The following is a 26,515-nucleotide window of genomic DNA, read 5'->3' as shown; positions in this document are numbered from 1 at the left end:
CCGCGGCGGCAGCGGCGGCCGCGCGGGAGGCGGCGCGAGCGCGGCGGCGCCGGCGCGCCAAGCGGCACGACCACGGCGACGAATTTCTCGATATGAACGTCGACGTCGACCCGGACTGGGACGAGCCGCCGTCGACGACGGCGTCCGAACAGGGCGGCGGCGCGCTGGGGTTTGCCGGGACCGCACCGCGGGAGGCGGTCGCCGAGGCGGCCGGCTTAACCACGCTGGGTGGCAGCGAATTGGGTGGCGGCCCAAGGGCGCCGATGTTGCCGGGCACCTGGGACCCGGACGCGGCCGCGACGGCGGGCCGCCAGAAACCGTCGGCGTAATGTCGGTTGAGTGCGTAGCGAAGGTGATACCTGGGACATCACAACGAGTGTCGGTTCGACGGCGCTGTTCGTAGCGACCGCCCGAGCGCTGGAGGCGCAGAAGCCCGACCCACTGGCCGTCGACCCGTACGCGGAGTTGTTCTGCCGTGCCGTCGGCGGTCCCGCGGCCGACGTGCTCGACGGCAAGGACCCCGACCACCCGCTGAAGTCCGAGGAATTCGGCGTGCATTTCGTCAACTTCCAGGGCGCCCGCACCCGGTACTTCGACGAATACTTCCGCCGGGCCGCCGAGGCGGGCGTGCGGCAGGTCGTCATCCTGGCTGCCGGGCTCGATTCCCGCGCCTACCGGCTGGACTGGCCGGGCGCCACGACGATCTTCGAGCTGGACCGCCCGCAGGTCCTGGACTTCAAGCGCGAGGTGCTCACCGAGCACCGCGCCCAACCGCGCGCCGACCGTCGCGAGATCGCCGTCGACCTCCGGGACGACTGGCCGCAGGCCTTGCGGGACAGCGGCTTTGACGCGGCCAAGCCGTCCGCCTGGATCGCCGAGGGCCTGCTGATCTATCTGCCGGCCAGCGCGCAGGAGCAGCTGTTCACCGGCATCGACGGCCTGGCCGGCCACGGCAGCCACGTCGCGATCGAAGACGGCGCGCCGCTCGCGCCCGACGAGTTCGAGGCCGCGGTGGAGGAGGAGCGCGCCGCCGCCGACGGCGACCGGCGCCTGTTCTTCCAGTTGGTCTACAACGAGCAGCACGCGCCGGCCGCCGAGTGGTTCGGCGGGCGCGGATGGACGGCCGTCGGCACCCCGCTCGCCGATTACCTGCGACAGGTCGGGCGCCCGGTGCCCGGCCCGGACACCGAAGCCGGGCCGATGATCGCCCGCAACACCCTGGTGAGCGCCGTCAAGGACTGACGGGAACTTTCCCGCTCCAACTAGCGACTACTCCTACGGGCTCGTGACGCCGCCCCACTGCCCAGGCGGCCGTCAAGTCCAGCCCGGATCGTTAAGGAGTCGTCGCTATGACCGCGCCCGTGTGGATGGCGTCGCCCCCGGAGATCCATTCGGCGCAGCTGAGCAGCGGTCCGGGACCAGGCGGGCTGCTGGCCGCCGCTGCGGGATGGAGCTCGCTGAGCGCGACGTACGCGTCCGTCGCCGACGAACTGGCGTCCATCCTGGCCGCGGTCGAGGCCGGGGCGTGGGAGGGGCCCACCGCGGCGCAATATGCGGCCGCGCACGTGCCTTACCTGGCCTGGCTGATGCGGGCCAGCGGCAACAGCGCGTCGGCGGCCGCCCAGCACGAGACCGCGGCCGCCGCCTACACCGCCGCGCTGGCCGCGATGCCCACCTTGGTGGAGCTGGCCGCCAACCACGCGATTCACGCGGTGCTGTTGGCGACGAACTTCTTCGGCATCAACACGATTCCCATCGCGCTGAACGAGGCCGACTACGTCCGGATGTGGATCCAGGCGGCCACCACCATGGCCACCTATCAGACCGTCGCCGGCACGGCGGTGGCATCGGCGCCGCAGACCGATGCCGCGCCGCAGATCCTGCAGGCCGATGACAACAGCGACGGCAGCGACACCGGCGACAGCGGAGACATCATCGACAACGACGCCGGCGACCCGACGCAGCTGAGCTGGTGGGAAAACCGGTTCCTCGAGATCTTCCAAACCCTGGGCAGAGACCTCGAGGAATTCCCCGAGAACCCCGCGCAGTCGATATCGCAGATCGAGAACGACATCCCGCTGTTGGTTGCGGACGAGGCCACGCATGTGGGCGAGGTCTTCGACACGTTTCCCGAATTGCAGACGATCCTGCCGCTCGCGCTCGCGTCAACGCTCGTAACCCCCGGATTCGGGGCCGGTTTCGCGGGGCTGAGTGGGCTGGCCGGGATTCAGCCGGCCGTGGCCCCGGCGGCGATCGCGCCGCTGCCCGAGGCGCCCGCCGTACCCGCGGTCGCCGGCTCGCCTCTCGTCAGCGTCGCGTCCGCCCCCGCTCCCGGTCCGGCTCCGGCCACGGCGCCGGCTCCCGCGCCGGCACCGGCGTCGGTGGCGGGCGGGGTCCCGCCGCCGCCCCCCGCGGGCGTTGCCGGAGGCCCCTTCCCCTACCTGGTGGGCGGGCCGACCATCGGGACCGGCACCGGCATGGGCACCGGCGCTCAGCGAAAAACACCCGAGCCCGATAGCGCGGCGGCCGCGGCCGTCGCCGGGACGTCGGCGCGCGAACAGGAACGGGCGCGCCGGCGGCGGCGGGCGGCGACGCACGACCACCACCGCGGCTACCGGTACGAGTACGTGGATCCGGAGTGGGAGACGGACGACGAACCGGGTTTCGACACGGCCGCGACCGCCGCGTCCGACGTCGGCGCGGGGCCATTGGGCTTCGCCGGAACCGCGCGCACCCAGACGGCGTCGGCGGCGGGCCTGGCCACGCTGGCCGGCGACGAGTTCGGCGGCGGCCCGTCGGTGCCGATGATGCCGCAAACTTGGCCACCGGATGCTTTTGATAATGAAAACGATTTTCAGTAAGCTCAGCTGGTCGAGGTCGTCCTGCTGCGGAATGTCCTGGTCAGCGGGCGCGAAGGCGGAGGCGGTGGCGCAACTCGGGTGAGCTGGGGGCGCCTCGACAACAAGCTTAGGCAATGCTAACTTCAGGCAGGTTAGGTTAGGGGAAGCTACATAGATGGGAAGTAACAGCCGTGGAACGCGGTGACGCCGGCGTGCTCGCAGCGCGGCCTACGCGTTCTCGTCCAGACGGCAGGGTCGACGCCGATATCGTCAGCCGGTTCGCGACATGTTGTCGCGCCCTGGGGATCTCGGTGTATGAGCGCCAGCGCCCGGCTGACCTGGCCGCGGCCCGCTCCGGCTTCACCGCGCTCACGCGCATCGCCCACGACCAATGTGACGCCTGGATCGGGCTCGCCGCCGCCGGCGACGTCTCCCTGCGCGTGCTGGAGGCCGTCTCACGCACCGCGGCCACGGCCGGCACGTTGCAGCGCCACGTGGAACTGGCGCCCGGCGCCCTGGGCTTCCGCTACGAGACCGGGCTGTACCTCCAGTTCCGCGCAGCCACACCCGACGATTTCCACCTCGCCTACGCGGCGGCGCTGGCAACCGACGGGCGGTTTGCCGACGCGGACCGGATCGTCACCGGCCTCATCGAACGCCGCCCGAGCTGGCGCGAGGCCCGCTGGGTGGCCGTGGTCATCAACTACCACGCCGAGCGCTGGTCGGACGTCGTCAAGCTGCTCACCCCGATCGTCAATGACGCCGACCTCGACGAGACCTTCTCGCACGCGGCGAAGGTCACGCTGGGTACCGCGCTGGCGCGCCTGGGCATGTTCGCGCCCGCGCTGTCCTACCTCGAGGAACCCGACGGGCCCGTCGCCGTCGCGGCGGTGGACGGCGCGCTGGCCAAGGCGTTGGTGCTGCGGGCGCACGTCGACGAGGAGTCGGCGAGCGACGTGCTGCACGACCTGTATGCGGCCCACCCCGCCAACGAGCAGATCGAACAGGCCCTGTCCGACACCAGCTTTGGGATCGTGACCACCACGGCGGCCCGCATCGAGGCCCGCACCGATCCCTGGGATCCCGCCACCGAGCCGAGCGCCGACGACTTCGTCGACCCGGCCGCCCACGAGCGCAAGGCCGCGTTGCTGCACGAGGCCGAACGCCAGCTCGCCGAGTTCATCGGGCTCGACGAGGTCAAGAACCAGGTGTCCCGGCTGAAGAGCTCGGTGGCCATGGAGCTGGTGCGTAAGCAGCGTGGGCTCGCCGTGGCGCAGCGCACCCACCACCTGGTCTTCGCCGGGCCGCCCGGGACCGGTAAGACCACCATTGCCCGTGTCGTCGCCAAGATCTATTGCGGCCTGGGCCTTTTGAAGCGGGAGAACATCAGGGAGGTGCATCGCGCCGACCTCATCGGTCAGCACATCGGCGAGACCGAGGCCAAGACGAACGCGATCATCGACAGCGCGCTGGACGGGGTGCTCTTCCTCGATGAGGCATACGCCCTGGTCGCCACCGGCGCCAAGAACGACTTCGGGCTGGTGGCCATCGATACCCTGTTGGCGCGCATGGAAAACGACCGCGACCGGCTGGTGGTCATCATCGCCGGCTACCGGGCCGATCTGGACAAGTTCCTCGACACCAACGAGGGCCTGCGGTCCCGGTTCACCCGCAACATCGACTTTCCCTCCTACACGCCGGGTGAGCTGGTGGAGATCGCGCACAAGATGGCCGAGCAGCGCGACAGCGTCTTCGAGCCCGCCGCACTCGAGCACATGGAGGCCCTGTTCTCGAAGCTGGCCAGCGAGTCGACGCCCGACGCCAACGGAATCTCGCGGCGCAACCTCGACATCGCGGGCAACGGCCGGTTCGTCCGCAACATCGTCGAGCGCTCCGAGGAGGAACGCGAATTCCGCCTCGATCATTCGGAGCACGCCGGAACCGGGGAATTCAGTGACGAGGAGCTGATGACGATCACCGACCAGGACGTCGAGAAGTCGGTGGAGCCGCTGCTGCGCGGCCTCGGGCTGTCGGTGCCGGCATGACCAATAACCATGTGCCGGAAGGAGACCGGCGTTCGTTCACCTCACGAACCCCGGTCAACGAGAATCCCGACAGGGTCGAATACCGGCGCGGCTTCGTCACGCGCCACCAGGTGACCGGCTGGCGTTTCGTGATGCGTCGGATCGCCTCCGGCATCGCCCTGCACGACACCAGGATGCTCGTCGACCCCCTGCGCACCCAGTCGCGCGCGGTGCTGATGGGTGCGCTCATCCTCATCACCGGGCTGGCGGGCTGCTTCGTGTTCTCGCTGATCCGGCCGAGCGGCTCGGCGGGTAACAACGCGGTGCTTGCCGACCGGTCGACCGCCGCGCTGTACGTGCGGGTCGGCGAGGATCTGCACCCGGTGCTCAACCTGACCTCGGCCCGGCTGATCGTCGGCAAGCCGGTCAACCCGACCACCGTGAAAAGCTCTGAGCTGGACCGGTTTCCGCGTGGTAACCTGATCGGCATTCCGGGCGCGCCGGAGCGAATGGTGCAGAGCGCCTCGCGCGACGCCGACTGGACGGTGTGCGACGCGGTGAGCGGAACGTCGCACGGCGCCCACAGCACGGGTGTCACGGTGGTCGCCGGTCGCCCCGACGGCGACGGCGCGCGGGCCGGCGCGATCCACGCCAATCAAGGCATCCTGGTCGATAACGGCACTGGCACCTGGCTCCTCTGGGACGGCAAGCGCAGCCAGATCGACCTGGCCAACCACGCGGTGACCAACGCGCTGGGCCTCGGTGTCGAGGTGCCCGCGGCGCGGCCGATCGCACAGGGGTTGTTCAACGCGATCCCCGAATCGCCCGCCCTCGCGCCGCCGTCGATCCCGAATGCCGGTGCACCCGCGGGCTTTTCGGTGCCGGCCCCGATCGGCGGCGTAATCGTCTCCTACGGGCTGGAGCAGAACCAGCGCTACTACGCGGTGTTGCCCGACGGCCTGCAGCAGGTTTCGCCCGTGCTGGCCGCGATCCTGCGCAATTCCAATTCCTATGGCCTGGACCAACCCCCGCGGCTCGGCGCCGACCAGGTGTCCAAGCTGCCGGTATCGCGGATGCTCGACACGACCCGCTACCCCGACCAGCAGATCGCCCTGATCGACGCGGCCAAGGATCCCGTCACCTGCGCCCACTGGAGCAAGCCGGTCGGGGCGGCAACCAGCTCGCTCGGCCTGCTCTCCGGCTCGGTGCTGCCGGTGTCCGAGGGGATACGCACCGTCGACCTGGTCGGTGGTGGCGCCCCGGGCGTCGCTGCCCGCGTCGCCCTGGCGCCGGGCACCGGCTACTTCACACAGACGGTGGGCGGCGGGCCGGCCGCCCCGGCCGCCGGATCGCTGTTCTGGGTCTCCGACACCGGAGTGCGCTATGGCATCGACACGGAAACCGGTGACGGCGCCGTCCGCAGCAAAACCGTTGAGGCCCTGGGCCTGAACCCGCCCGCGGTCCCCGTGCCGTGGTCGGTCCTGTCACTGTTCGCGCCGGGTCCGACGCTGTCGCGCGCCGACGCGCTGCTGGCCCACGACGGCCTGGCGCCCGACGCCAAGCCCGGGCGCCCGGTTTCGGCGGAGGGGGAGGGCCGATGAGCCGACTGATCTTCGAGGCGCGCCGGCGGCTGGCGCCGCCCGCCACCCGCAAGGGCACCATCACCATCGAGGCGCCCCCGGAGCTGCCCCGCGTCATTCCGCCGTCGTTCCTGCGTCGCGCGATGCCCTATGTACTGGTGCTCCTGATCGTGGGCATGGTGGTGGCGCTCGTTGCCACCGGGATGCGGGTGATCTCCCCGCAGACGCTGTTCTTCCCGTTCGTGCTGCTGCTCGCGGCGACCGCGCTGTATCGCGGCAACGACAACAAGACGCGCACCGAGGAGGTCGACGCCGAACGGGCCGACTACCTGCGCTACCTGTCGGTGGTCCGGGACAACATCCGGACGCAGGCCGCCCAGCAGCGGGCCGCCGCCGAGTGGTCCCACCCGGACCCGGCCGGCCTCGCGGCGGTGCCCGGGTCGCGCCGCCAGTGGGAGCGCGACCCGCACGACCCCGACTTTCTGGTGCTGCGGGCCGGGCGTCACCAGGTGCCCCTGGACACCGCGCTGCGCGTCAACGACACCGCCGACGAGATCGACCTGGAACCGGTGTCGCACAGCGCATTACGCAGCCTGCTGGACACCCAGCGCACCGTGCGCGACGTGCCGACCGGTATCGACTTGACGAAGGTCTCGCGGATCACCGTCCTCGGTGAAGTGGACGAAGCGCGGGCGGCGTTGCGCGCCTGGATCGCTCAGGCCGTGACGTGGCACGACCCGACCGTGCTCGGCGTCGCGCTGGCCGCCCGCGACCTGGAGGGCCCGGACTGGTCCTGGCTGAAGTGGTTGCCGCACGTCGACATTCCCGGCGAGCTCGACGGCGTCGGCCCGGCCCGCTTCCTGTCGACGGACGCCGACGAGCTCGTCGCGACGTTGGGGCCCGCGCTCGCCGACCGGCCCGCGTTCACGGGTGAGCCCGCGGATGCGCTGCGGCACTTGCTGATCGTCGTCGACGACCCCGACTACGACCTGAACACCTCGACGCTGGCGCCGGGCCGGGCGGGCGTCACCGTCGTGCACTATTCGGCCACGCAACCGCACCGCGAGCAGTATTCCGATCCCGAAAAGCCGATCCTGCGGGTCACGCGCGGCGCTATCGAGCGCTGGCAGACCGGCGGCTGGCAACCGTACATCGACAACGCCGATCGACTCGGCGCCGCCGAGGCCGCGCACCTGGCCCGTCAGCTGTCGCGGTGGGACTCCAACCCGACGCACGCCGGATTGCGCTCCGCCGCCACCCGCGGCGCGACCTTCACCACGCTGCTGGGCATCCCGGACGCGTCGCAGCTGGACGTGGCGACGCTATGGGCACCGCGCCGCCGCGACGACGAATTGCGCGTTCCGATCGGCGTCACCGCGACCGGCGAGCCGCTGATGTTCGACCTCAAGGACGAGGCCGAGGGTGGAATGGGCCCGCATGGCCTGATGATCGGTATGACCGGCTCCGGGAAGTCGCAGACCCTGATGTCGATCCTGTTGTCGCTGTTGACAACCCACTCGGCCGACCGGCTGATCGTCATCTACGCCGACTTCAAGGGCGAGGCCGGAGCCGACAGCTTCCGGAACTTCCCGCAGGTCGTTGCAGTGATCTCGAACATGGCCGAGAAGAAGTCGCTGGCCGACCGGTTCGCCGACACCCTGCGCGGCGAGGTGGCGCGCCGCGAGACGCTGCTGCGCGAGGCCGGGCGGCGGGTTCAGGGCAGCGCGTTCAACTCGGTGACCGAGTACGAAAACGCCATCGCGGCCGGCCACGACTTACCCCCGCTGCCAACGCTTTTCGTTGTCGCCGACGAGTTCACCCTGATGCTGGCCGACCACCCGGAGTACGCGGAGCTGTTCGACTACGTGGCCCGCAAGGGCCGCTCGTTCCGCATCCACATCCTGTTCGCGTCCCAGACGCTGGACGTGGGCAAGATCAAGGACATCGACAAGAACACCTCCTACCGCATCGGGTTGAAGGTGGCCAGCCCCAGCGTGTCCCGGCAGATCATCGGCGTCGAGGACGCCTATCACATCGAGTCCGGCAAGGAGCACAAGGGCGAGGGCTTCCTGGTGCCCGCCCCCGGCGCCGCCCCGATCAAGTTCCGCAGCACCTACGTCGACGGCATCTACGAGCCGCCGCAGAAGGCCAAGACCCTTGTGGTGCAGTCGGATCCCGAGCCCAAGCTGTTCCCGGCCGGGATGGTGGAGCCCGATCACGGCACCGTGATATCCACCGCCGAGGACGAGGAATACGCCGGCCCCCCACGCAAGCTGATCGCGACCATCGGCGAACAACTGGCGGGCTACGGCCCGCGGGCGCCGCAGCTGTGGCTGCCGCCGCTGGACGAACCGATCCCGCTGACCGAGGTGCTGGCCCGCGCCGGCGTGCCGCACGGGCAATGGCGGTGGCCGCTCGGCGAGATCGACAAGCCGTTCGAGATGCGCCGCGACCCGCTGGTGTTCGACGCCGCCTCCTCGGCCGGGAACATGGTGATCCACGGCGGCCCGAAGTCCGGGAAATCGACCGCGCTGCAGACGTTCATCCTGTCGGCGGCCAACCTGCACTCGCCCCGCGAGGTCACGTTCTACTGCCTGGACTACGGCGGCGGACAGCTGCGGGCGCTGGACGGACTGGCCCACGTCGGCAGCGTCGCGTCGGCGCTGGAACCCGAACGCATCCGCCGCACCTTCGGCGAGCTGGAGCAGCTGCTGCTGTCCCGCCAGCAGCGCGAGGCGTTCCGGGAGAAGGACGGCTCCGCCCCCGACGACGGTTACGGCGAAGTGTTCCTGGTCATCGACAATCTGTATGCCTTCGGCCGGGACAACACCGACCAGTTCAACACGCGTAATCCCTTGCTGGCCAAGGTAACCGAACTGGTGAACGTCGGCCTCGCCTACGGCATCCACGTGGTGATCACCACGCCGAGCTGGCTGGAGGTGCCGCTGGCGATGCGCGACGGCCTCGGGCTGCGGCTCGAGCTGAAGTTGCACGACGCGCGGGACAGCAACGTGCGGGTGGTCGGCGCGCTGCGCCGCCCGGCCGACGCCGTCCCGCACGACCAGCCGGGCCGCGGATTGACCATGGCCGCAGAGCATTTCCTGTTCGCGGCTCCCCAGCTGGACCAGATCGGCGCCATCAACGCCCGCTACCCCGGGGTCTCCGCGCCGCCGGTCCGGCTGCTGCCCACCAACCTCGCGCCCGACGCGCTGGGACCGCTCTACCGCGGCGCCGAGAAGGTGGTCATCGGTCAGCGCGAAGAGGACCTCGCTCCCGTCGTCCTCGACTTCGCCGAGAACCCACTGCTGATGGTGTTCGGCGACAGCAGGTCCGGAAAGACCACGCTGCTGCGCCACGTCATCCGCACCATCCGCGAGCACTCCACCGCCGACCAGGTGGCGTTCACGGTGCTGGATCGGCGGTTGCACCTGGTCGACGAGCCGTTGTTCCCGGACAACGAATACACGGCCAACATCGACCGGGTCGCCCCCGCGATGCTGGGTCTGGCCAACATCATCGAGTCGCGGCGGCCCCCGGCCGGTCTGTCACCCGCGGAGCTGTCCCGCTGGACCTATCGTGGCCACACCCATTACCTGATCATCGACGACGTCGACCAGATCCCGGACACGCCGGCGATGAGCGGTCCATACATCGGGCAGCGGCCGTGGACGCCGCTGATCGCGCAGCTTTCGCAGGCCGGCGATCTGGGGTTGCGGGTGATCGTCACGGCGCGTGCCACCGGCTCGGCCCACGGCTTGATGACCAGCCCGCTGCTGCGCCGCTTCAACGACCTGCAGGCGACCACGCTGATGCTGTCCGGCAACCCGCAAGACAGCGGCAAGATCCGGGGCCAGCGGTTTGGCCGGATGCCGGCCGGCCGCGCGGTTCTGTTGGGCGACAGCGACATTCCGACGTATGTGCAGTTGGTCAACCCGCTAGTCGGTGAGGCCGCCATGTTTGGTGATACGCAACAGAAGGGGAGTTAGTCATGACGTTGCGAGTGGTTCCCGAGGGGCTGGCCGCGACCAGCGCGGCCGTGGAGGCGCTGACGGCGCGGCTGGCGGCCGCGCACGCGGCGGCGGCCCCGGCGATTACCGCGGTGGTGCCGCCGGCGGCGGACCCGGTGTCGCTGCAGACGGCCGCGGGATTCAGCGCCCAGGGGCAGGAGCACGCCGCCATCGCCGCCCAAGGTGTCGAGGAGTTGGGCCGCGCCGGCGTGGGCGTGGGTGAATCGGGCGCAAGCTATCTCGCCGGTGACGCCGCGGCGGCCGCGACCTACGGGGTGGCGGGCGGCTAGAAAATGACCGCGCCCGTTTGGATGGCTTCGCCGCCGGAAGTGCATTCGGCGTTGCTGAGCACCGGTCCGGGACCGGGGTCGCTGCTTGCGGCCGCCGGGGCCTGGTCGGCGCTCAGCGCCGAATACGCCTCGGCGGCGACCGAACTCAGCGGGCTTTTGGGTGCGGTACAGGCGGGTGCGTGGCAGGGGCCGAGCGCCGAGCAGTACGTGGCGGCGCACGCCCCGTACCTGGCGTGGCTGCAGCAGGCCAGCGCCGACAGCGCGGGCGTGGCGGCCCAGCACGAGGTCGCCGCGGCGGCCTACACGAGCGCGCTGGCGGCGATGCCGACCCTGGTGGAGCTGGCCGCCAACCACGTCATTCACGGGGTCTTGCTGGCGACCAATTTCTTTGGGATCAATACGATCCCGATCGCTCTCAACGAGGCCGACTACCTCCGCATGTGGGTGCAGGCCGCCACCACGATGGGCGCCTACCAGGCCGTCTCGGGCGGGGCGTTGGCCTCGGCGCCGCGCACCGCGCCGGCTCCCAACATCGTGAACCAGAACGGGGCGGCACAGAGCGACCCGGTGTCGTCGGTCGTGAACTTCTACGAGCAAGGGGCCAGCCAATTCTCGGGGCTGCTGCAGAACCCGGTCGGGACGTTGCAACAGATCATCACCGCGTTCGCCACGAATCCCGCTGCGGCGCTGGTGGCCTACGCCCCGCTGATTTTCTTCGGTGCCTATGAGGTGATTTCACCGATCGCCACCTACGGACCCATGCTCATGGCGCTGACCCTCGGGGTGAGCCTGAGCCTGGGACAGATCACGCTGCCGCTGGGCGAGCTTGCCCCGATCGCGGCGCCGATTGCGGCGGGGGTGGCCGCCGCGCCTGCTCTCGCGTCAACCGCTTCCGCGGTGTGGCCGGTCGCCGGCGTGGCCCCGACGACGGTCGCGGCTCCCGCGGGCGCACCCGCGTCCGCGCCCGCCACATCCGGGGCGCCCGCCGCGCCCGCCCCGGCCGCGACCACCGGAACCTTCGCCTACATGGTCGGTTTCGGCGGCGGCCCGGGCAGCGAGGCCGGGCCGACCGTCGGTCCGCACGGACGGGTCAAGGCGCCGGCGGCCACCATCCCGGCGGCCGGTGCGGCGGCCCCCATCCGGGCCGAGGCGCGGGCGCGGCGGCGCCGGCGGGCGGCGATGCGCGAATACGGCGACGAATTCCTGGACATGGAGTCCGACATCGGCATTCCGCCCGAGTACGCGCCTGAAGAGCTGGTGTCGGCGGTGGCGTCCGGGAGCGGCGCCGGGAGGCTGGGATTCGCGGGCACCGCGCACAAAGACCAGGCCGTGGGGGCGGCCGGGTTGACGAAGCTGGCCAACGACGAGTTCGGCGGCGGGCCGCGGGTGCCGATGGTGCCCGGCACCTGGGACCAGCAGGGCCCGGGTGAATCGGGGAGAGGGGGAGACGACGGTTCGTAACGAGACAGTGAGCAACCGAAATCCGAAGAGAGTGAAAGGAAACCAATCACCATGAGTATGTTGGACGCTCACATTCCACAGCTGGTGGCCTCGCAGTCGGCGTTTTCCGCCAAGGCGGCGCTGATGCGCAGCACCATCAGCCAGGCCGAGCAGGAGGCGGTGTCGGCGCAAGCGTTCCACCAGGGCGAGTCCTCGGCGGCGTTCCAGGCCGCGCACGCCCGTTTCGTGGAGGCCGCGGCGCGGGTCAACACCCTGCTGGACATCGCCCAGGCCAACCTCGGCGACGCCGCGGGCACCTATTTGGCCGCCGACGCCGCCGCCGCTTCCGGCTACACGTCGATCTAATCCGAGATCTAATCCGAGATCTAAGACCGCGAAAGGACTTGTGATGTCACAGATCATGTACAACTACCCGGCGATGCTGAGCCACGCCGGGGACATGTCGGGCTACGCCGGCACCCTGCAGGGCCTGGGCGCCGACATCGCCAGCGAGCAGGCCGCGCTGTCCAACGCCTGGCAGGGCGACACCGGCATGACCTACCAGGTGTGGCAGGCCCAGTGGAACCAGGCCATGGAGTCGTTGGTGCGCGCCTACCAGGCGATGGCCAGCACCCACGAGGCCAACACCCTGGCCATGTACGCCCGCGACACGGCCGAGGCCGCCAAGTGGGGCGGTTAACCCAGGCCAAATGAGCGCAGCGCCGAATGCCGTCGAGCTGACGGTCGATCACGCGTGGTTCATCGCGGAAACCATTGGGGCGGGCACCTTCCCGTGGGTACTGGCGATCACCACGCCCTACCGCGACACCGCGGAACGCGCCGAGTTTTTCGAACGGCAGCGTGCCGAGCTGACCGGTATGGGTCTGTTGACGCAAGACGGAGTCGTAAATCCGGCCGTCGCGGGCTGGATCAAGGCCGTCTGCTTCCCGGACCGGTGGCTCGACCTGCGCTACGTGGGACCCGCCAACGCCTCCGGCTCGAGTGAGCTGCTGCGCGGCGTGGTCGCGCAGCGCAGCGGTACAACCGCTAAAACGGTGGTCGCGTTACGCAGCGCGCAACTGGTCACGTTCACCGCGATGGACATCGACGACGCGCGAGGGCTGGTCCCGGTCCTCGGCGTCGGCCTCGCCCAGCGGCCGCCGGCGCGATTCGACGAGTTCAGCATGCCGATGCGCGTCGGGGCCCGGGCCGACGAGCGGCTGAGGTCGGGCGCCCCGCTGTCGGAAGTCGTTGAATACCTGGGAATCCCGGCGTCGGCACGGCCGGTGGTGGAGGCGGTCTTCTCCGGTCCGCGCAGCTACGTCGAGGTCGTCGCCGGCTGCCGCCGCGACGGGCAGCACGCCACCACCGAGGTCGGCATGAGCATCGTCGACACCGCCGCCGGTCGCGTGCTGGTCAGCCCCTCCCGAGCGTTCGACGGCGAATGGGTCTCGACGTTCGCCCCCGGCAACCCGTTCGCGATCGCCGTCGCGATCGAGCACCTGACCGCCCTGCTGCCGGAGGGCCAGTGGTTCCCCGGCCGGAGGCTGTCCCGAGATTTTTTGCCGAACACCAACCAGCAACGAGATAGAGAAGAGAGAACCATGTCGCAGGAATGGCCGCAGCGTCTTTTGAGGGCCGCCAAATGACGTCCGGCACCGTGATGCCGATCGTCCGCGTCGCCATCCTCGCGGAGAGCCGGTTGACGGAGATGGCCCTGCCCACCGAGTTGCCGCTGCGCGAAATCCTGCCCGCGGTCAAGCGTTTGGCGGCTCCGGCCGCGTCGAACGGCGACGCGGACGACGGCTTGGACACCCTCGCGGCGGCCCACCTGAGCCTGGCGCCGATCGGCGGCGCGCCGTTCAGCCTCGACGCCAGCCTGGACACGGTCGGGGTGGTAGACGGTGACCTGCTGGCGCTGCAGCCGGTCCCCGCGGGCCCGGCGGCGCCGGGCATCGTCGAGGACATCGCCGACGCCGCAATGATTTTCTCGACCTCGCGCCTCAAGCCCTGGGGTACGACGCATATCCAGCGTGGCGCGCTGGCCGCGGCGATCGCCGTGGCCTTCCTGGCGACCGGCCTGGGTGTCACCTACCGGGTGGCCACCGGCGCACTGTCCGGACTGGTCGCGGTCAGCGTGATGGCCGTCCTCACCGCGGCGGCGGGCCTGCTGATCACGGTGCGTTCCGCGCGCGCCGGAATGGCGCTGTCGGTCGCCGCCCTCGTGCCCATCGCCGCCGCCCTGGCGTTGGCGGTTCCCGGCAAGTTCGGGCCGTCGCAACTGATGCTGGCCGCGGCCGGCGTCACCGCGTGGTCGCTGATCGCCCTGTTGGTCCCCGGCCCGGAGCGCGAGCGGATCGTCGGTTTCTTCACCGCGACCGCGGTGGTGGGGGCCGCCGTGGTGCTGGCCGCCGGCGCCGAATCACTCTGGCATTTCCCGATGTTGACCATCGGCTGTGGGCTGATCGTGGCGGCCCTGCTGGTCACCATCGAGGCCGCTCAGCTGTCCGCCCTGTGGGCGCGCTTCCCGCTGCCGGTCATTCCGGCGCCCGGCGACCCCACCCCGTCGGCGCCGTCGTTGCGCGTGCTCGAGGACCTGCCGCGGCGGGTGCGGATCGGTGACGCGCACCAGAACGGATTCATCGCCGCCGCGGTGTTGCTCAGTGTCCTGGGTTCGGTGGCCATCGCGCTGCGCCCAGAGTCGTTGGGCGGCTTGGGCTGGTATGCGGTCGGAGCGACCGCCGCCGCGTCCGTGCTGCGCGCCCGGGTCTGGGATTCGGCCGCCTGCAAGGCCTGGCTGCTCGCCCAGCCTTACCTCGCGGCCGGTGTGCTGTTGGTGCTCTACACCGCGACGGGGCGTTACGCCGCCGCGCTGGTTGCGTCGCTGGTGCTGATCGCGTTGGCGTCGGCGTGGGTGGTGGTGGCCTTGAACCCGCGCATCGCCTCGCCGGAGAGCTATTCGCTGCCGCTGCGCCGGCTGCTGGGTTTCCTCGCGGCCGGGCTCGACGCGTCGCTGATCCCGGTCCTCGCTTACCTGGTCGGCCTGTTCGCGTGGGTCCTCAATCGATGATCCGTTCCGGACTCGCCTGCGTCACAGCCGCTTTGGCGGCGGTGATGTGGGCCTGCCCGCCGGCGTTGGCGATCGATCAGCCGACGGTCGACCCGGGCGTGGCACCGCCCAACGGGACCCCGGGTCCCGGGCAGCCGATGGAGCAGCGCGGTCCCTGCGCGGCCTCCGGCGTCATTCCCGGCAGCGATCCGGCGGTGACGACGCCCAGCCAGGCGATGCTGAATCTGCCTGCGGCATGGCGGTTTTCCCGCGGCGACGGCCAACTGGTGGCGGTCATCGACACCGGGGTGCGGCCGGGCCCGCGCCTGCCCAACGTCGATCCGGGCGGCGACTACGTCGAGACGACCGACGGCCTGACCGACTGCGACGGGCATGGCACGCTGGTCGCCGGCATCATCGCCGGTCAACCCGGTGACGACGGGTTCTCCGGCGTGGCGCCCGCGGCGCGGGTGCTCTCGATCAGGATGACGTCGGCCAAGTTCTCGCCGCGCACACCGGGCGGCGATCCGATGCTGGCGCGGGCGTCGCTCGACATCGCGACCCTGGCGCGGGCCATCGTGCACGCGGCCGACCTCGGCGCCCGGGTGATCAACATCTCCGCGATCACCTGCCTTCCCGCCGACCGTCCCGTCGACCAGGCCGCGCTGGGCGCGGCGATCCGGTACGCGGCGGTGGACAAGGACGCGGTGATCGTGGCCGCCGCGGGCAACACCGGGGCGACCGGATCGGTCGGCGGCGGGATGTCTTGTGACTCCAACCCGCTCACCGACCTCGGCCGCCCGGACGACCCCCGCAACTGGGCCGGCGTGAAGTCGGTCTCGGTGCCGTCGTGGTGGCAGCCCTACGTGCTGTCCGCGGCGTCGCTGACCCCGGACGCACAGCCGTCGAAGTTCACCATGGCCGGCCCGTGGGTGGGCATCGCGGCGCCCGGCGAAAACATCGTGTCGGTCAGCAACCGCGACGGCGGGGGCCTGGCTAATGGCCTGCCCGACGATCACCAGCAGCTGGTGGCGCTGAGCGGCACCAGCTACGCGGCGGGCTACGTGTCGGGCGTCGCGGCGCTGGTGCGCAGCAAGTATCCCCAACTCAACGCGACACAGGTGGTGCGCCGCATCACCGCGACCGCGCACAACGGCGCCCGGGCACCCTCCAACGTCGTCGGCGCCGGCAGCGTGGACCCGGTGGCCGCGCTGACGTGGGACCTGCCCGCCGGCAACCAACCCGGTGTGGCGGCGGCGAAACCCGTTGCCGCCCCGCCGGCACCGGCGCCGGAGAACACCACCCCGCGGACCGTGGCGTTCGTCGGAAGCGCCGTGCTGGCTTTGGTGGTCGCGGCCGTCGCCGCGATCACCGCGATCGTACGTAAGAAGGAGAGCACCCCGTGAGCCGTTCGATACCGACCCCCGGCGCCGGCCGGATCACGCTGGCGCTGCTGGTCGTGGTGCCCGCGGTGCTGGCGTACCCGTGGCGATCGCCGCGCGACTACTGGGTCCTCGGCATCGCCGCGGCCGTGGTGATCCTGCTGTTCGGCGGGTGGCGCGGGTTGCACTTCACCACGATCCTGCGCCGCCGGATTGCGATCATCCGCCGCAACGGCGGGACCGTGCCCGAATCCGGTTCTGCCACAACGGCGACCGCGCTGCTGCGGCTCGGGCCGCCCCTCGGCGACTCCGACGTGTTGCCGCTGCCGCTGCTCGCCCGGTACCTGGACCGCTACGGCATCCGGGCCGACAAAATCCGGATCACCAACCGCGGCAACGCGTCCGACGCGTCGGCGCTGCAGACCTGGATCGCGATCACGATCTCGGCGGCCGACAACCTGGCGGCGCTGCAGGCGCGGTCGTCGCGGATCCCGCTGCACGAGACGGCCCAGGTGGCGGCCCGGCGACTGGCCGACCACCTCCGCGAGATCGGCTGGGACGCCGGCATCGTGGCGCCCGACGACGCCCCGCGGCTGCTGGCGCCGAACGCGCGCGAGACCTGGCGGGGAGTCCAACGCGGTGCCTCGGATTTCGTTGCGGCATACCGGGTCCGCGTCGACGGCGGGCTGCCCGAAACGCTGGAGGCGATCCGGACGCACCCGACGCGCGAGACCTGGACCGCGCTTGAGGTCGCCGGCGACGCAAACCATCCCACCGTCGCGGCCGCGTGCGCGTTTGTGACCGACACGCCCCCGGCGGCCGCGGCCCCGCTGGCCGGGCTGATCCCGCAACGCGGGGATCATCTCCCGGCGCTGGCCGCGCTGGAGCTGTTGTCGACGCGGCGGCTCGACGGACACACCGAGGAACCGGCGGGCCTGCTGGCCGAACTGGTCTGCCCCACGCCGGAGGCCGGCGCGCACCGGGCGCCGGTGACGGAAATCGTCGCCGCGAGTCGTTAGTTCTCGAAATCTACGGTGGCGTGAAGAAGTGCGAGTGAACTACACGCTGCCGTCGATTTCGGCGCGGAATGATGGGTCGAACCGTCAGAACATGACCTCGCGCAGGAACTGGGTCATTCGGCGCAGGTAGTCCAGCTGGCTGACATGCAGGACGTGGCTGCCGGGAAACCAGTGCAGCGCACAGCGATTCCAGTGCTCCCAGAGCGCGACGGCCTGATCCGGCGGCGCCATCCGGTCGCCCAGGCCGGTGATGATCATCCGGCGCTCCTTATCGATCAGCGGCCGGTAATTGAGCGGCGAGTGATAGGACAGCCCGGCGATCAGCTCGTCACGGCTGATCTTCGACATCCGCAGGCCTAGGCCCATGAGCTTGTTGGCGGGAAACCATTCGTCGAACATCGTCGCCGGCGTCACGACGGGGCAGTTGGGGATCACCGCCTCCAACCGGTCGTCCACCGACGCCACCAGCGCGGCGGTGTAGCCGCCGAGCGAAATGCCGGTCAGCGCGATGCGCTCGACGCCGGTGTGCCGCAGGTAGTCGATGATGGACCGAAAGTCGTGCACGGCCTGTGCCATCGCCTCGGCGAAACCGCAGAGCCCGCCCGCGAAATAGCCGAAACCGCTGAATGGCGAATACCTTTCGGCCCGCGGGCCATGGAACGGCAGGGTGTACATCAGGACGTCGTAGCCGGAGCGGTAATACCACGGCAGCGTGAAGAAGCGCCCGTTGGCCAGGTATGACGACCCCATGAAGCCGTGTATGACGCACAGCGTCGGGTGCGGCCCGTCGGCATGTCGCCAGTGCTGCGCGTGCACGATGTTGTTGGATCCAAACGCGCTCCAGCGGGTGCGCATATCCGGGTTGATCGCCCGGAAGCTGCTGGGGAACGAGATGTTCTCGACGGTCCCGTGCGCGATCCACTCCGCCAGCCGATTCGCCGGCCGCGACGACACCCGGGGCGGCTCGGTGGGCACCGGAAACGACTTCGCCGGATCATGCTCGGCGCCGAGCTCGGCGTAGAAGCGCAGGGTGTCGCGTTCGCTGCCGGAGCGCACCGAGTTGGCGAGCACCGCCGGCGTGACCGTGGTCGTCAGCACCGACGCGACCGCCGTGCGCAGCGCGAGATCGGAGATGGCGGCCGCCTCGACGACCATTCGCTGACGGGGCGACAACGCGGAGCGCGGCGGCAATCCCGCGGCGCCCGCGGGCAGGTCGGCGCCGGGAACATCCGGTACCGGAACCGGGGGAATGACCGGATCCGGGTCGGGCGGTGTCACAAACGCGATGCTATCGCCCACTCGGTCGCTGCCGCGGCGGCATGCGGTAATACGGTTTACCTATCAGCTCGAGCCGTGATGGTGTTGATCAGGAGGACCGATATGTGGGATCCCGACGTCTACCTGGCCTTTGCTGACCATCGCAGCCGCCCGTTCTACGACCTGCTGTCGCGCGTCGGCGCCAAGCAGGCGCGCCGGGTGGTCGACCTGGGCTGTGGCCCCGGCCACCTGACGAAGTATTTGGCGCGGCGCTGGCCCGAGGCGGTGATCGAGGCGGTGGACAGCTCGCCGGAGATGGTCGCCGCGGCCAAGGAACGCGGGATCGACGCCGTCGTCGGCGACTTGCGAGACTGGAAGCCCAAGCCCGACACCGACGTGGTGGTGTGCAACGCGGCCTTGCACTGGGTGCCCGAACACGCCGATCTGCTGGTGCGGTGGGCCGGCGAGCTGGCGCCGGGCTCGTGGATCGGCGTCCAGATCCCGGGCAACTTCGAAACCCCCTCCCACGCCACGGTGCGAGCGCTGGCGCGTCGCGAGCCCTACGCAAAACTCATGCGCGACATACCATTTCGCGTCGGCGCGGTGGTCCAGCCGCCGATGACCTACACGAACCTGCTGCTGGACGCCGGATGCAAGGTCGACGTCTGGGAAAGCACCTACCTGCACCAGCTGACGGGGGAGAACCCGGTGCTGGAATGGATCACCGGAACGGCGCTGGTCCCGGTGCGCGAGCGGCTGGACGACGAGGGCTGGGAACAGTTCCGCCGGGAGCTCATCCCGTTGCTGGACGACGCGTACCCGCCGCGGGCCGACGGCACGACGATCTTCCCGTTCCGCCGGGTGTTCATCGTCGCCGAGGTCGGCGGCGCGCAACGCGCGTAACTACTCCTCGATGCCGCGGTCGACGGCGATGGCCGAGCGGCTGGTGGGCTTCATGTGGTGGATCCGCAGATAGGTTTCGGTGTAGCGCACCGCGATGCGCATGCCGGCGAACTCCGACGGTATGACGTCGCCGGTGCGCTGGCGCCAATCATGCAGCCGCACAGCAAGATCCGCGGCCACAGCGTCGACGTCCGGGTCGCCGGTCGCCAGCAGGTTCGTCGTCTCCGCGGGATCGGTTCGCAGGTCGTAGAGTTCGCGCTCCGGACGCGGGCCGGCGATCAACGGCGCGACCGCGTGTCCCGACGGGCTGTCCTGGATGTCCAGCGGCAGGTCGAGCAGCGGGCGGGCCGCGTAGTTCTCGATGTAGCTGTATTCCTTGGTGCGGATGGCGCGGATCGGGTCGAACGAGTCGTGATAGGTCTTCATCGAGTACACCTGCTCGCGGACCGGTTCGGCCTGCGGCTCCGGCGCGAGCAGCGCGCCGGCGTGTGACACGCCCTCGACGTCGGCCGGCACGCGCAGCCCCAGCAGCTCCAGCAGCGTCGGCACGAAATCGACACCGCTGAACAGTTCGTCGTACACGCGCGGCGCCACGGCGCGGCCCGTCGGGGGACGGACGATCATTCCGATGCCGGTTCCGGCGTCGTACAGCGTGGATTTCGCGCGTGGGAACGCCGGGCCGTGATCGGTGAAGAACACCACCCAGGTGTTGGCGTCCAGCCCCGTCTGGGACAGCGTGTCCAGCAACCGGCCGACGGCGGCGTCGGCGGCGGCGATCGCGCCGTAGAAGTCGGCGACGTCGCCGCGGACCTCGGGGGTGTCGGGCAGGAAGTCCGGGGTATCGACCTCCGCGGCGTCGGCCGGCTCGTAGCGGTCCCGCGGGTAGGGCCGGTGGGTTTCGAAGAACCCGGCGGTCAACAGGAACGGTTGGCCCGCGAGGTTTTCGGCGCTGTCCGCCAGCCACTCCTGGGCGCGCTCCACCACGTAGTCGCAATAGGAGTTGGACACGTCGAACTCGTCGAAGCCGAGCCGTTTCGGGTAGGACGTCTCGTGTTGCATGCCGAAAAGTGCCGAGTACCAACCGGACTCGGCCAATATCTGTGGCAGGGTCCGTACGCCGCTGCGGTATTCCCAGCCGTGGTGGGCCAGGCCGACCAGGCCGTTGCTTTGCGGGTAGCGCCCGGTGAACAGCGACCCGCGCGACGGCGAGCACAGCGGCGCCGTGGCGTGGGCCCGGGTGAACAGGATGCCCTCGGCGGCAAACCGGTCCAGCCGCGGGCTGGACACATCCGGGTGACCGTAGGCGCCGAGATATCGCCCCAGGTCGTGCCAGTGCACGATCAGCACGTTCTCTTTAGCTGTCATGTGGCGACTTTGCCCGTCATTGCCTCACCTCGACGCGCGACGATACCGCAGCCACCAGGTTGTCGCCGGGCGTTACGATCGGCGCGATTCCCAGCGGTTCTCGGAGACGAACTCCGGCAGCGGCCGCCCGTATGCCCACCCGTCGAGCTCCAGCGCCGGCCGGTCCGGGAACTCGGGCACCGGTCCCACACACAGGATGGCCACCGGCTCGGCGTCGTCGGGCATGGCCAGCAGCTCCGCCAGCCGTCGGGGGTCGAACAGGGAAACCCAACCCACGCCAAGGCCTTCGGCGCGGGCGGCCAGCCACAGGTTCTGGATCGCACAGGACACCGACGCGAGGTCCATCTGCGGCAGCGTCCGGCGGCCGAACACGTGCCGGTCGCGGTCGTCGCCGAGTGCCACCACGAAGAGCTCGGCGCACTCGAGGATGCCCTCGACCTTCAGCGCCAGGAATTCCTCGGACCGCTCCCCCAGGGCGGCGGCGGTGCGCGGGCGTTCCTCGTCGACGAGCGCGTGAATGCGTCGCCGCAGCGCGTCGTCGGTGATGCGGATGAACCGCCACGGCTGCATCAGCCCGACGCTCGGCGCGGCGTGCGCGGCCTGCAGCAACCGCCCCAGCACCTCCTCGCTCACCGCGGCGCCCGGTGAGAACCGGCGCATGTCGCGTCGCTCGGAGATCACCCGATACACGGCCCGCCGCTCCTCGGGGCTGAACGCCTGATCGGTCACGCCAGCCATCGTAGGGAAAACCGGGTTAGCGTAGTGGTCCATGAAGTTTTCCGACGTGCTGGACCAATTGCCCGCCGACGGCGCCGACGGGCGCGTCTACGGCGAACCGTACGAGACCGCCGATGGGACCACCGTGATCCCCGTTGCCAAGCCGCTCGGCGTGTTCGTCGTGCACGGGGGCGAGGCGTCCTGGGTGCCCGCGGTCGATCAGAACCGGATCGCGTTGATCGGCGTGCTCACCGGCCTGTTGGCGGCGGTGATCGCCAGCCTGGCGGTGCTGCGCCAGCCGCCCTGGCCGAAGATGACGTTCACGGACTATAGGTGACGCCGACCGCCCGGAAGACGTACTCGGGCGGCATGTCGAAGGCCAGCGACCGTCGCGGCAGGCCGGCCAGCACGTCGTCCGCCAGGGCCACCTTGTAGTGCAACGACAGGTGGCCGCTGAAGTTCTGGTCGACCTCGCTGACGTCGACGTCGACCTGCACGCCGGTTGACGAGATCTCGACCTTGGCCGCGCCGGTCTGCGGCGCGTCCCAGCGCGCGTCGATGGTCGGCCCGGCCAGCTTCGGCAGCATGGACAACGTCGCCAGCACCCGCTCCGAGGTGAAGGCCAGCGAGCCGACGTAGCTGGCGACGCTGTGCGGCAGCCGGACGCCGGGGATGATGCCGCTGAACCGGCGGGTCACCGCGACGTAGTCGGCGAGGTAGATGAGGCCCTCCGCCTCGACCTGGGCGTGCAGATCGGCGGGTAACTTGCCGATGCCGAACAACCTGCGGACGAAGACCGCCATGACGCCAGTATGACCGCCCTGGTATCGGTTGACTCATGACCCGCCCCCGGATCGCCCCGGCCGCGTGGGTCGCGGTGGCGGCCGTCGCGGTCTACGCGGTGATGTGGGTGGGCTACTGCCAGCACTGGGGTTGGTTGCTTCGCGCCGATTGGTCGATGCTCGACGCCGCGCGCGACGTCGCGGTCAAGCATCCGGCGTGGGTGCGCTTCTGGGAGGTCGTGTCGTTCGTGCTGGGCCCGGTGCTGCGGGTGCTGGGAGCGGTGGCCGCGGTCGTCGCGCTGGTGCCGCGGGAGGTGCGGGCGGCGCTGGTGCTGCTGGCGTGCGCGCCGCTGAGCGGCCTGGTGACGACGGCGGCCAAGGCGTTGGTGAACCGCCCGCGCCCGGCGACCATGCTGGTGGCGGCCCCGTCGTCGTCGTTTCCGTCGGGGCACGCGCTCGAGGCGACGTCGGCGTTGCTCGCCCTGCTGGCGTTCGTGCTGCCGATGCTCGGCCGCGCGGCGGGGCGCGCTGCGATCGCGCTGACGGCGCTGAGCCTGCTGTTGGTCGGGATTGCCCGGGTCGCGCTGAACGTGCATTACCCGTCCGACGTGCTGGCCGGGTGGTCGCTCGGATACCTCTATTTCCTCTTGTGCCTGTGGGTGTTTCGGCCCGGTTGGTAACACCGTGGTGACACAACCGGGTCTAAAGCTTTACTTGACCCCGGGGCTCGCGTCGCCGGACCATTGAATCCATGCGCCGACTGCTCGCTTCGCTGTGCGCTGCGGTGTGCCTGATGGTCGCGGCGTTGGTGCTGGCGCCGGTGAGCGGTGCGGCCACTCCCTGGTTCGCGAACTCCGTCGGCAATGCCACGCAGGTGGTTTCGGTCGTCAGCACCGGCGGGTCGAACGCGAAAATGGATATCTACCAACGCACCGCCGGGGGCTGGCAGGCGCTGGTGACCGGTATCCCCACCCACGTCGGCTCCGCGGGCATGGCGCCGCAGGCGCGCAGCGGGGTGCCGGCCACCCCGATGGGCGTGTACACCCTCGATTCCGCCTTCGGCACGGCGCCCAATCCCGGTGGGGGACTTCCCTATACGCAAGTCGGGCCGAATCATTGGTGGAGCGGCGACGACCACAGCCCCACCTTCAACAGCATGCAGGTCTGCCAGAAGGCGCAGTGCCCGTTCAACACGGCCGACAGCGAGAATTTGCAGATCCCGCAGTACAAGCACGCAGTCGTGATGGGTGTCAACAAGAACAAGACCCCCGGCGGCGGTGCCGCGTTCTTCTTTCACACCACTGACGGCGGGCCCACCGAGGGGTGCGTGGCGATCGACGACGCCACGCTGGTGCAGATCATCCGCTGGCTGAAGCCCGGCGCGGTGATCGCGATTACGAAGTAGCCAGCGCGCGCCCGGGCTTGATCTTGAAGTCCAAGCCCGCCAACGACATTGTGGCGTCGTAGGTCCTGTCGTAACCGGTTCCGCTGATCTTCCAGCCGGCGTCGGTGCGCCGGTAGGTGTCGCGGTAGAAGGCCGCGCCGATCAGCATGAAGTTGAGGTCGGCGACGATGACCCGGTCCTGCAGATACCAGCTGCCCGTTGCGGTGTCGCCGTCCACGGTGATGTCGGGGTGGGTCACCCGGTGCTCGGTGATGACGTTGAGTGGGAGCGAGGTGCGCATGTACTCCACCAGGTCGGCACGGTTGGTGAAGTGCAGCTCGTTGCCGATCGACGGGCCGTAGTCGGCCGTGATGTCCTCGGCCAGCGTGTCGGCGAAGTCGTCCCAATGCTTGGTGTCCAGCGCGCGCAGGTAGCGGTATTTCACCTGCTTGATGGCTTCGATGTCGGCGAACTCTTGAGGGGTCATCCCGACATTGCAGCACACGGTGATGGGGAGAGCCGACGTCGCCCTAAGTGTCCCGTGCCGTCATTGCAGCGCGCCGGTGGCCATCTCGATCAGCGCGCGTCGTTCCAGGCTCCAGTCGATGGCCGTCCCGGTGATCATCTGCGCCAGCACCACACCCCGCAGGGTGGCCCAAATGACCTCGGCCACACCGGCATTGGCCGGGTCGTCGGTGATCAGCCGGCCGAGCTGGCCGATCGCGGCGTTCATCTCCATCAGGTGGCGCCGCGAGGACCCGCCCCGGGTGGCGCGCAGGATTTCGAAGGCGGCCATCGACGTCGGGCTGCTGTAACAGCTCCACGCGGTGTCGACGACGACCTCGATGCGCTCGCGTAACGGAAGCTCGCTGACGTCGGCCGCGGACAGGCTGTCGACCAGCCTGGCCACGCCGTCGTCCACGACGGCCATCAGGAGGCCGTTGCGGTCCCCGAAGTGGTATTGGATGACCCCCCACGTCACGCCGGCGCGCTCGGCCACGTGCTTGGCGGTCGCGGCGGCGAACCCTTCCTCCATGATGCAGCGCACGGTCTCGTCGATGATCTTGGTGCGCGTGTCGTCGCCGCGCTTGCGGGGCGCGCTGGTGCGACGGGTGGGGGAGATCGGCATTGTTGACTTTATAACATAAAGCCGTCTATTTTTGGGCGGTGACCGGATCCCGATACGCGCGGTTGTCCCGCCAGGAGCTGTCGGTCCTGGTTCCCGAACTGCTCTTGATCGGTCACATGATCGACCGCTCCGGCATGGCGTGGTGCATCACGGAGTTCGGCCGCGAGGAGATGGTGCAGATCGCCATCGAGGAGTGGGCCGGCGCCAGCCCGATCTACACCAAACGCATGCAGCGGGCGCTGAACTACGAGGGCGACGACGTGCCCACCATCTTCAAGGGCCTGCAGCTCGACATCGGCGCTCCGCCGCAATTCATGGACTTCCGCTACACCATTCACGACCGTTGGCACGGGGAGTTCCAGCTCGACCACTGCGGCGCGCTGCTCGATGTGGAGCCGATGGGCGACGAGTACGTCTTCGGGATGTGCCACACCATCGAGGATCCGACGTTCGATGCCACCGCCGTGGCGACCAACGCGCGTGCGCAGATGCGCCCCATCCACCGGCCGCCACGGGTGCCGGCGGACCGGCATCCACACTGCGCGTGGACCGTCATCATCGACGAGTCCCACCCTGAGGCGCAGAGCATCCCAGCGCTCGAGGTCATCCGCCAAACGCGGGCCGCCACTTGGGAATTGGACCCGATTGACGGCTCCGAGGAGGGACAGGCGGATTACTCCGGTCCGTTGCTGTCCGATTTTGACTTCGCCGCGTTCTCGCGCTCGGCGCTGGTGCGCATGGCCGACGAGGTGTGCCTGCAGATGCACCTGCTGTATCTGTCGTTCGCCCTCGCGGTGCGGGCGCGCGCCGCGAACGACGCCCAGGCCGTCGACGTGTGCACCCGCGGCCTGACCGGCCTGGCCGGGCTGGCATCCGAGCGCATCCACCGTGCGCTGCAATTGCCCGGCGGGATCGAGGGCACACGACGGGTGCTCGAGCTGCACCCGCTGCTCAACCCCGCGGGCTACGTCGTCGCGGAAACGGCGCAGAACCGGCTGCTCGTGCACCGGTCCCCGGCGCACGACGACGGCGCCTGGATTTCGCTGTGCTCACCGGAATCCGTGCAGCCGCTGCAGGCGATCGCCACCGCGGTCGCCCCCCACCTCGAGGTACGGGTCAGCGGCACCACGACCGACTGGACCGCAGAGCTGGTCGAAACCGACACCGCGGCAAAGGAACTGCCCGAGGTGCAGGTGGCCAAGGTCAGTCGCGGATCGACATTTCAGTTCGAGCCGAGGCGTTCGCTGCCGCTCACTGTGATCTGAGCACCCGCCCGCTGTCAAGGGAATCGTCGATACCGTTTCGGTGACGACACGGCATCGACCGGATACCAATGAGGTTGTGGCC

23 protein-coding genes and 2 pseudogenes are annotated in these 26,515 nt (G+C 70.0%); 19 read left to right on the top strand and 6 right to left on the bottom strand.

Going from position 1 to position 26,515, the window contains the following annotated elements; all coding sequences use genetic code 11:
- From A5712_RS31240 to eccE, 14 genes and pseudogenes are all read left to right on the top strand, one after another.
- Window positions 1-329, top strand: a pseudogene (locus tag A5712_RS31240) (hypothetical protein); the annotation flags it as partial.
- A 10-nt stretch (window positions 330-339) separates the two neighbouring features.
- Complete coding sequence (locus tag A5712_RS06765; protein ID WP_068102792.1) at window positions 340-1,242, top strand: class I SAM-dependent methyltransferase; 903 nt, start codon at window positions 340-342, stop codon at window positions 1,240-1,242.
- Between the two features lie 107 nt (window positions 1,243-1,349).
- A complete protein-coding gene (locus tag A5712_RS06760; RefSeq protein ID WP_068102790.1) occupies window positions 1,350-2,861 on the top strand; it encodes a PPE family protein in 1,512 nt (503 codons plus the stop codon).
- A gap of 170 nt (window positions 2,862-3,031) precedes the next feature.
- Window positions 3,032-4,885 (top strand): type VII secretion AAA-ATPase EccA, encoded by a 1,854-nt coding sequence (gene eccA / locus A5712_RS06755; RefSeq protein ID WP_068102788.1) that lies wholly within the window; start codon window positions 3,032-3,034, stop codon window positions 4,883-4,885.
- Entirely contained in the window at window positions 4,882-6,465 is a 1,584-nt protein-coding gene (eccB, locus tag A5712_RS06750) for a type VII secretion protein EccB (protein ID WP_068102786.1), read from the top strand. The genes eccA and eccB overlap by 4 nt, the downstream gene beginning before the upstream one ends.
- Window positions 6,462-10,430: a type VII secretion protein EccCa gene (eccCa, locus tag A5712_RS06745; RefSeq protein WP_068102783.1), complete on the top strand. Its 3,969-nt coding sequence runs from the start codon at window positions 6,462-6,464 to the stop codon at window positions 10,428-10,430. Before eccB ends, eccCa begins: the two co-directional genes overlap by 4 nt.
- Window positions 10,431-10,432: 2 nt before the next feature.
- Entirely contained in the window at window positions 10,433-10,741 is a 309-nt protein-coding gene (locus A5712_RS06740; protein WP_067158321.1) for a PE family protein, read from the top strand.
- 3 nt (window positions 10,742-10,744) lie between these two features.
- Complete coding sequence (locus tag A5712_RS06735; protein ID WP_068102781.1) at window positions 10,745-12,202, top strand: PPE family protein; 1,458 nt, start codon at window positions 10,745-10,747, stop codon at window positions 12,200-12,202.
- 51 nt (window positions 12,203-12,253) lie between these two features.
- On the top strand, window positions 12,254-12,547 hold the full coding sequence (esxG, locus tag A5712_RS06730; RefSeq protein ID WP_068102779.1) for a type VII secretion system protein EsxG: 294 nt from the start codon (window positions 12,254-12,256) through the stop codon (window positions 12,545-12,547).
- 43 nt (window positions 12,548-12,590) lie between these two features.
- Window positions 12,591-12,881 carry a WXG100 family type VII secretion target gene (locus A5712_RS06725; RefSeq protein ID WP_068102777.1) on the top strand — a complete coding sequence of 97 codons (291 nt, stop codon included), beginning with the start codon at window positions 12,591-12,593 and terminating at the stop codon, window positions 12,879-12,881.
- Window positions 12,882-12,891: 10 nt separating this feature from the next.
- Window positions 12,892-13,830: an ESX secretion-associated protein EspG gene (locus tag A5712_RS06720; protein WP_068102774.1), complete on the top strand. Its 939-nt coding sequence runs from the start codon at window positions 12,892-12,894 to the stop codon at window positions 13,828-13,830.
- Window positions 13,827-15,251 (top strand): type VII secretion integral membrane protein EccD, encoded by a 1,425-nt coding sequence (eccD, locus tag A5712_RS06715; RefSeq protein WP_068102772.1) that lies wholly within the window; start codon window positions 13,827-13,829, stop codon window positions 15,249-15,251. Before A5712_RS06720 ends, eccD begins: the two co-directional genes overlap by 4 nt.
- Window positions 15,248-16,637, top strand: a pseudogene (gene mycP / locus A5712_RS06710) (type VII secretion-associated serine protease mycosin); the annotation flags it as partial. The gene eccD and the pseudogene mycP, both read left to right, overlap by 4 nt.
- Window positions 16,633-17,631 (top strand): type VII secretion protein EccE, encoded by a 999-nt coding sequence (gene eccE / locus A5712_RS06705; protein ID WP_082973309.1) that lies wholly within the window; start codon window positions 16,633-16,635, stop codon window positions 17,629-17,631. The pseudogene mycP and the gene eccE, both read left to right, overlap by 5 nt.
- 84 nt (window positions 17,632-17,715) lie before the next feature.
- Here eccE and A5712_RS06700 read toward each other — a convergent pair whose 3' ends face one another.
- Window positions 17,716-18,909: a S9 family peptidase gene (locus A5712_RS06700; protein WP_068102799.1), complete on the bottom strand. Its 1,194-nt coding sequence runs from the start codon at window positions 18,907-18,909 to the stop codon at window positions 17,716-17,718.
- A 102-nt stretch (window positions 18,910-19,011) separates the two neighbouring features.
- Here A5712_RS06700 and A5712_RS06695 point away from each other — a divergent pair, with 102 nt between their 5' ends.
- A complete protein-coding gene (locus tag A5712_RS06695) occupies window positions 19,012-19,791 on the top strand; it encodes a trans-aconitate 2-methyltransferase (RefSeq protein WP_068102767.1) in 780 nt (259 codons plus the stop codon).
- Here A5712_RS06695 and A5712_RS06690 read toward each other — a convergent pair whose 3' ends face one another.
- Both A5712_RS06690 and bluB read right to left on the bottom strand, forming a co-directional pair.
- Window positions 19,792-21,156, bottom strand: coding sequence for a sulfatase (locus tag A5712_RS06690; RefSeq protein ID WP_068102765.1), 1,365 nt, complete (start codon window positions 21,154-21,156; stop codon window positions 19,792-19,794).
- A gap of 72 nt (window positions 21,157-21,228) precedes the next feature.
- Window positions 21,229-21,894, bottom strand: a complete 666-nt coding sequence (gene bluB / locus A5712_RS06685) for a 5,6-dimethylbenzimidazole synthase (RefSeq protein WP_068102797.1) — start codon at window positions 21,892-21,894, stop codon at window positions 21,229-21,231.
- A 31-nt stretch (window positions 21,895-21,925) separates the two neighbouring features.
- Between bluB and A5712_RS06680 the strand changes: the two genes are divergently transcribed.
- Window positions 21,926-22,210 (top strand): hypothetical protein, encoded by a 285-nt coding sequence (locus A5712_RS06680; protein WP_068102762.1) that lies wholly within the window; start codon window positions 21,926-21,928, stop codon window positions 22,208-22,210.
- On the opposite strand, the gene A5712_RS06675 is transcribed toward A5712_RS06680, so the two are convergent.
- Window positions 22,194-22,676, bottom strand: a complete 483-nt coding sequence (locus tag A5712_RS06675; protein ID WP_068102760.1) for a hypothetical protein — start codon at window positions 22,674-22,676, stop codon at window positions 22,194-22,196. The genes A5712_RS06680 and A5712_RS06675 overlap by 17 nt on opposite strands.
- Window positions 22,677-22,711: 35 nt before the next feature.
- On the opposite strand from A5712_RS06675, the gene A5712_RS06670 reads away from it, so the two are divergent.
- The gene (locus tag A5712_RS06670; RefSeq protein WP_068102758.1) at window positions 22,712-23,335 is read left to right on the top strand and encodes a phosphatase PAP2 family protein; all 624 of its coding nucleotides are present in this window, start codon (window positions 22,712-22,714) and stop codon (window positions 23,333-23,335) included.
- Window positions 23,336-23,406: 71 nt separating this feature from the next.
- Complete coding sequence (locus tag A5712_RS06665) at window positions 23,407-24,060, top strand: L,D-transpeptidase (RefSeq protein ID WP_068102756.1); 654 nt, start codon at window positions 23,407-23,409, stop codon at window positions 24,058-24,060.
- Here A5712_RS06665 and A5712_RS06660 read toward each other — a convergent pair.
- Window positions 24,050-24,544: a nuclear transport factor 2 family protein gene (locus A5712_RS06660; RefSeq protein WP_068102753.1), complete on the bottom strand. Its 495-nt coding sequence runs from the start codon at window positions 24,542-24,544 to the stop codon at window positions 24,050-24,052. The two genes, A5712_RS06665 and A5712_RS06660, sit on opposite strands and share 11 nt — an antisense overlap.
- 42 nt (window positions 24,545-24,586) lie before the next feature.
- Window positions 24,587-25,168, bottom strand: a complete 582-nt coding sequence (locus tag A5712_RS06655) for a TetR/AcrR family transcriptional regulator (protein ID WP_068102751.1) — start codon at window positions 25,166-25,168, stop codon at window positions 24,587-24,589.
- Window positions 25,169-25,206: 38 nt separating this feature from the next.
- On the opposite strand from A5712_RS06655, the gene A5712_RS06650 reads away from it, so the two are divergent.
- Window positions 25,207-26,433 (top strand): hypothetical protein, encoded by a 1,227-nt coding sequence (locus tag A5712_RS06650; RefSeq protein WP_068102749.1) that lies wholly within the window; start codon window positions 25,207-25,209, stop codon window positions 26,431-26,433.
- Window positions 26,434-26,515: the final 82 nt, after the last annotated feature.

It is taken from the genome of Mycobacterium sp. E2327, assembly GCF_001672675.1.
GTDB lineage: Bacteria > Actinomycetota > Actinomycetes > Mycobacteriales > Mycobacteriaceae > Mycobacterium.
This window is presented reverse-complemented; position numbering and strand designations above follow the sequence as displayed.

What these genes read in the sequence shown, in the direction of transcription:
- eccD (WP_068102772.1), top strand. Translation starts at nt 13,827, where the DNA reads ATGACGTCCGGCACCGTGATGCCGATCGTCCGCGTCGCCATCCTCGCG.
- A5712_RS06725 (WP_068102777.1), top strand. Translation starts at nt 12,591, where the DNA reads ATGTCACAGATCATGTACAACTACCCGGCGATGCTGAGCCACGCCGGG.
- eccCa (WP_068102783.1), top strand. Translation starts at nt 6,462, where the DNA reads ATGAGCCGACTGATCTTCGAGGCGCGCCGGCGGCTGGCGCCGCCCGCC.
- A5712_RS06760 (WP_068102790.1), top strand. Translation starts at nt 1,350, where the DNA reads ATGACCGCGCCCGTGTGGATGGCGTCGCCCCCGGAGATCCATTCGGCG.
- A5712_RS06735 (WP_068102781.1), top strand. Translation starts at nt 10,745, where the DNA reads ATGACCGCGCCCGTTTGGATGGCTTCGCCGCCGGAAGTGCATTCGGCG.
- A5712_RS06740 (WP_067158321.1), top strand. Translation starts at nt 10,433, where the DNA reads ATGACGTTGCGAGTGGTTCCCGAGGGGCTGGCCGCGACCAGCGCGGCC.
- A5712_RS06665 (WP_068102756.1), top strand. Translation starts at nt 23,407, where the DNA reads ATGCGCCGACTGCTCGCTTCGCTGTGCGCTGCGGTGTGCCTGATGGTC.
- A5712_RS06680 (WP_068102762.1), top strand. Translation starts at nt 21,926, where the DNA reads ATGAAGTTTTCCGACGTGCTGGACCAATTGCCCGCCGACGGCGCCGAC.
- A5712_RS06655 (WP_068102751.1), bottom strand. Translation starts at nt 25,168, where the DNA reads ATGCCGATCTCCCCCACCCGTCGCACCAGCGCGCCCCGCAAGCGCGGC.
- A5712_RS06720 (WP_068102774.1), top strand. Translation starts at nt 12,892, where the DNA reads ATGAGCGCAGCGCCGAATGCCGTCGAGCTGACGGTCGATCACGCGTGG.
- bluB (WP_068102797.1), bottom strand. Translation starts at nt 21,894, where the DNA reads ATGGCTGGCGTGACCGATCAGGCGTTCAGCCCCGAGGAGCGGCGGGCC.
- A5712_RS06670 (WP_068102758.1), top strand. Translation starts at nt 22,712, where the DNA reads ATGACCCGCCCCCGGATCGCCCCGGCCGCGTGGGTCGCGGTGGCGGCC.
- A5712_RS06695 (WP_068102767.1), top strand. Translation starts at nt 19,012, where the DNA reads ATGTGGGATCCCGACGTCTACCTGGCCTTTGCTGACCATCGCAGCCGC.
- A5712_RS06690 (WP_068102765.1), bottom strand. Translation starts at nt 21,156, where the DNA reads ATGACAGCTAAAGAGAACGTGCTGATCGTGCACTGGCACGACCTGGGG.
- A5712_RS06675 (WP_068102760.1), bottom strand. Translation starts at nt 22,676, where the DNA reads ATGGCGGTCTTCGTCCGCAGGTTGTTCGGCATCGGCAAGTTACCCGCC.
- esxG (WP_068102779.1), top strand. Translation starts at nt 12,254, where the DNA reads ATGAGTATGTTGGACGCTCACATTCCACAGCTGGTGGCCTCGCAGTCG.
- eccB (WP_068102786.1), top strand. Translation starts at nt 4,882, where the DNA reads ATGACCAATAACCATGTGCCGGAAGGAGACCGGCGTTCGTTCACCTCA.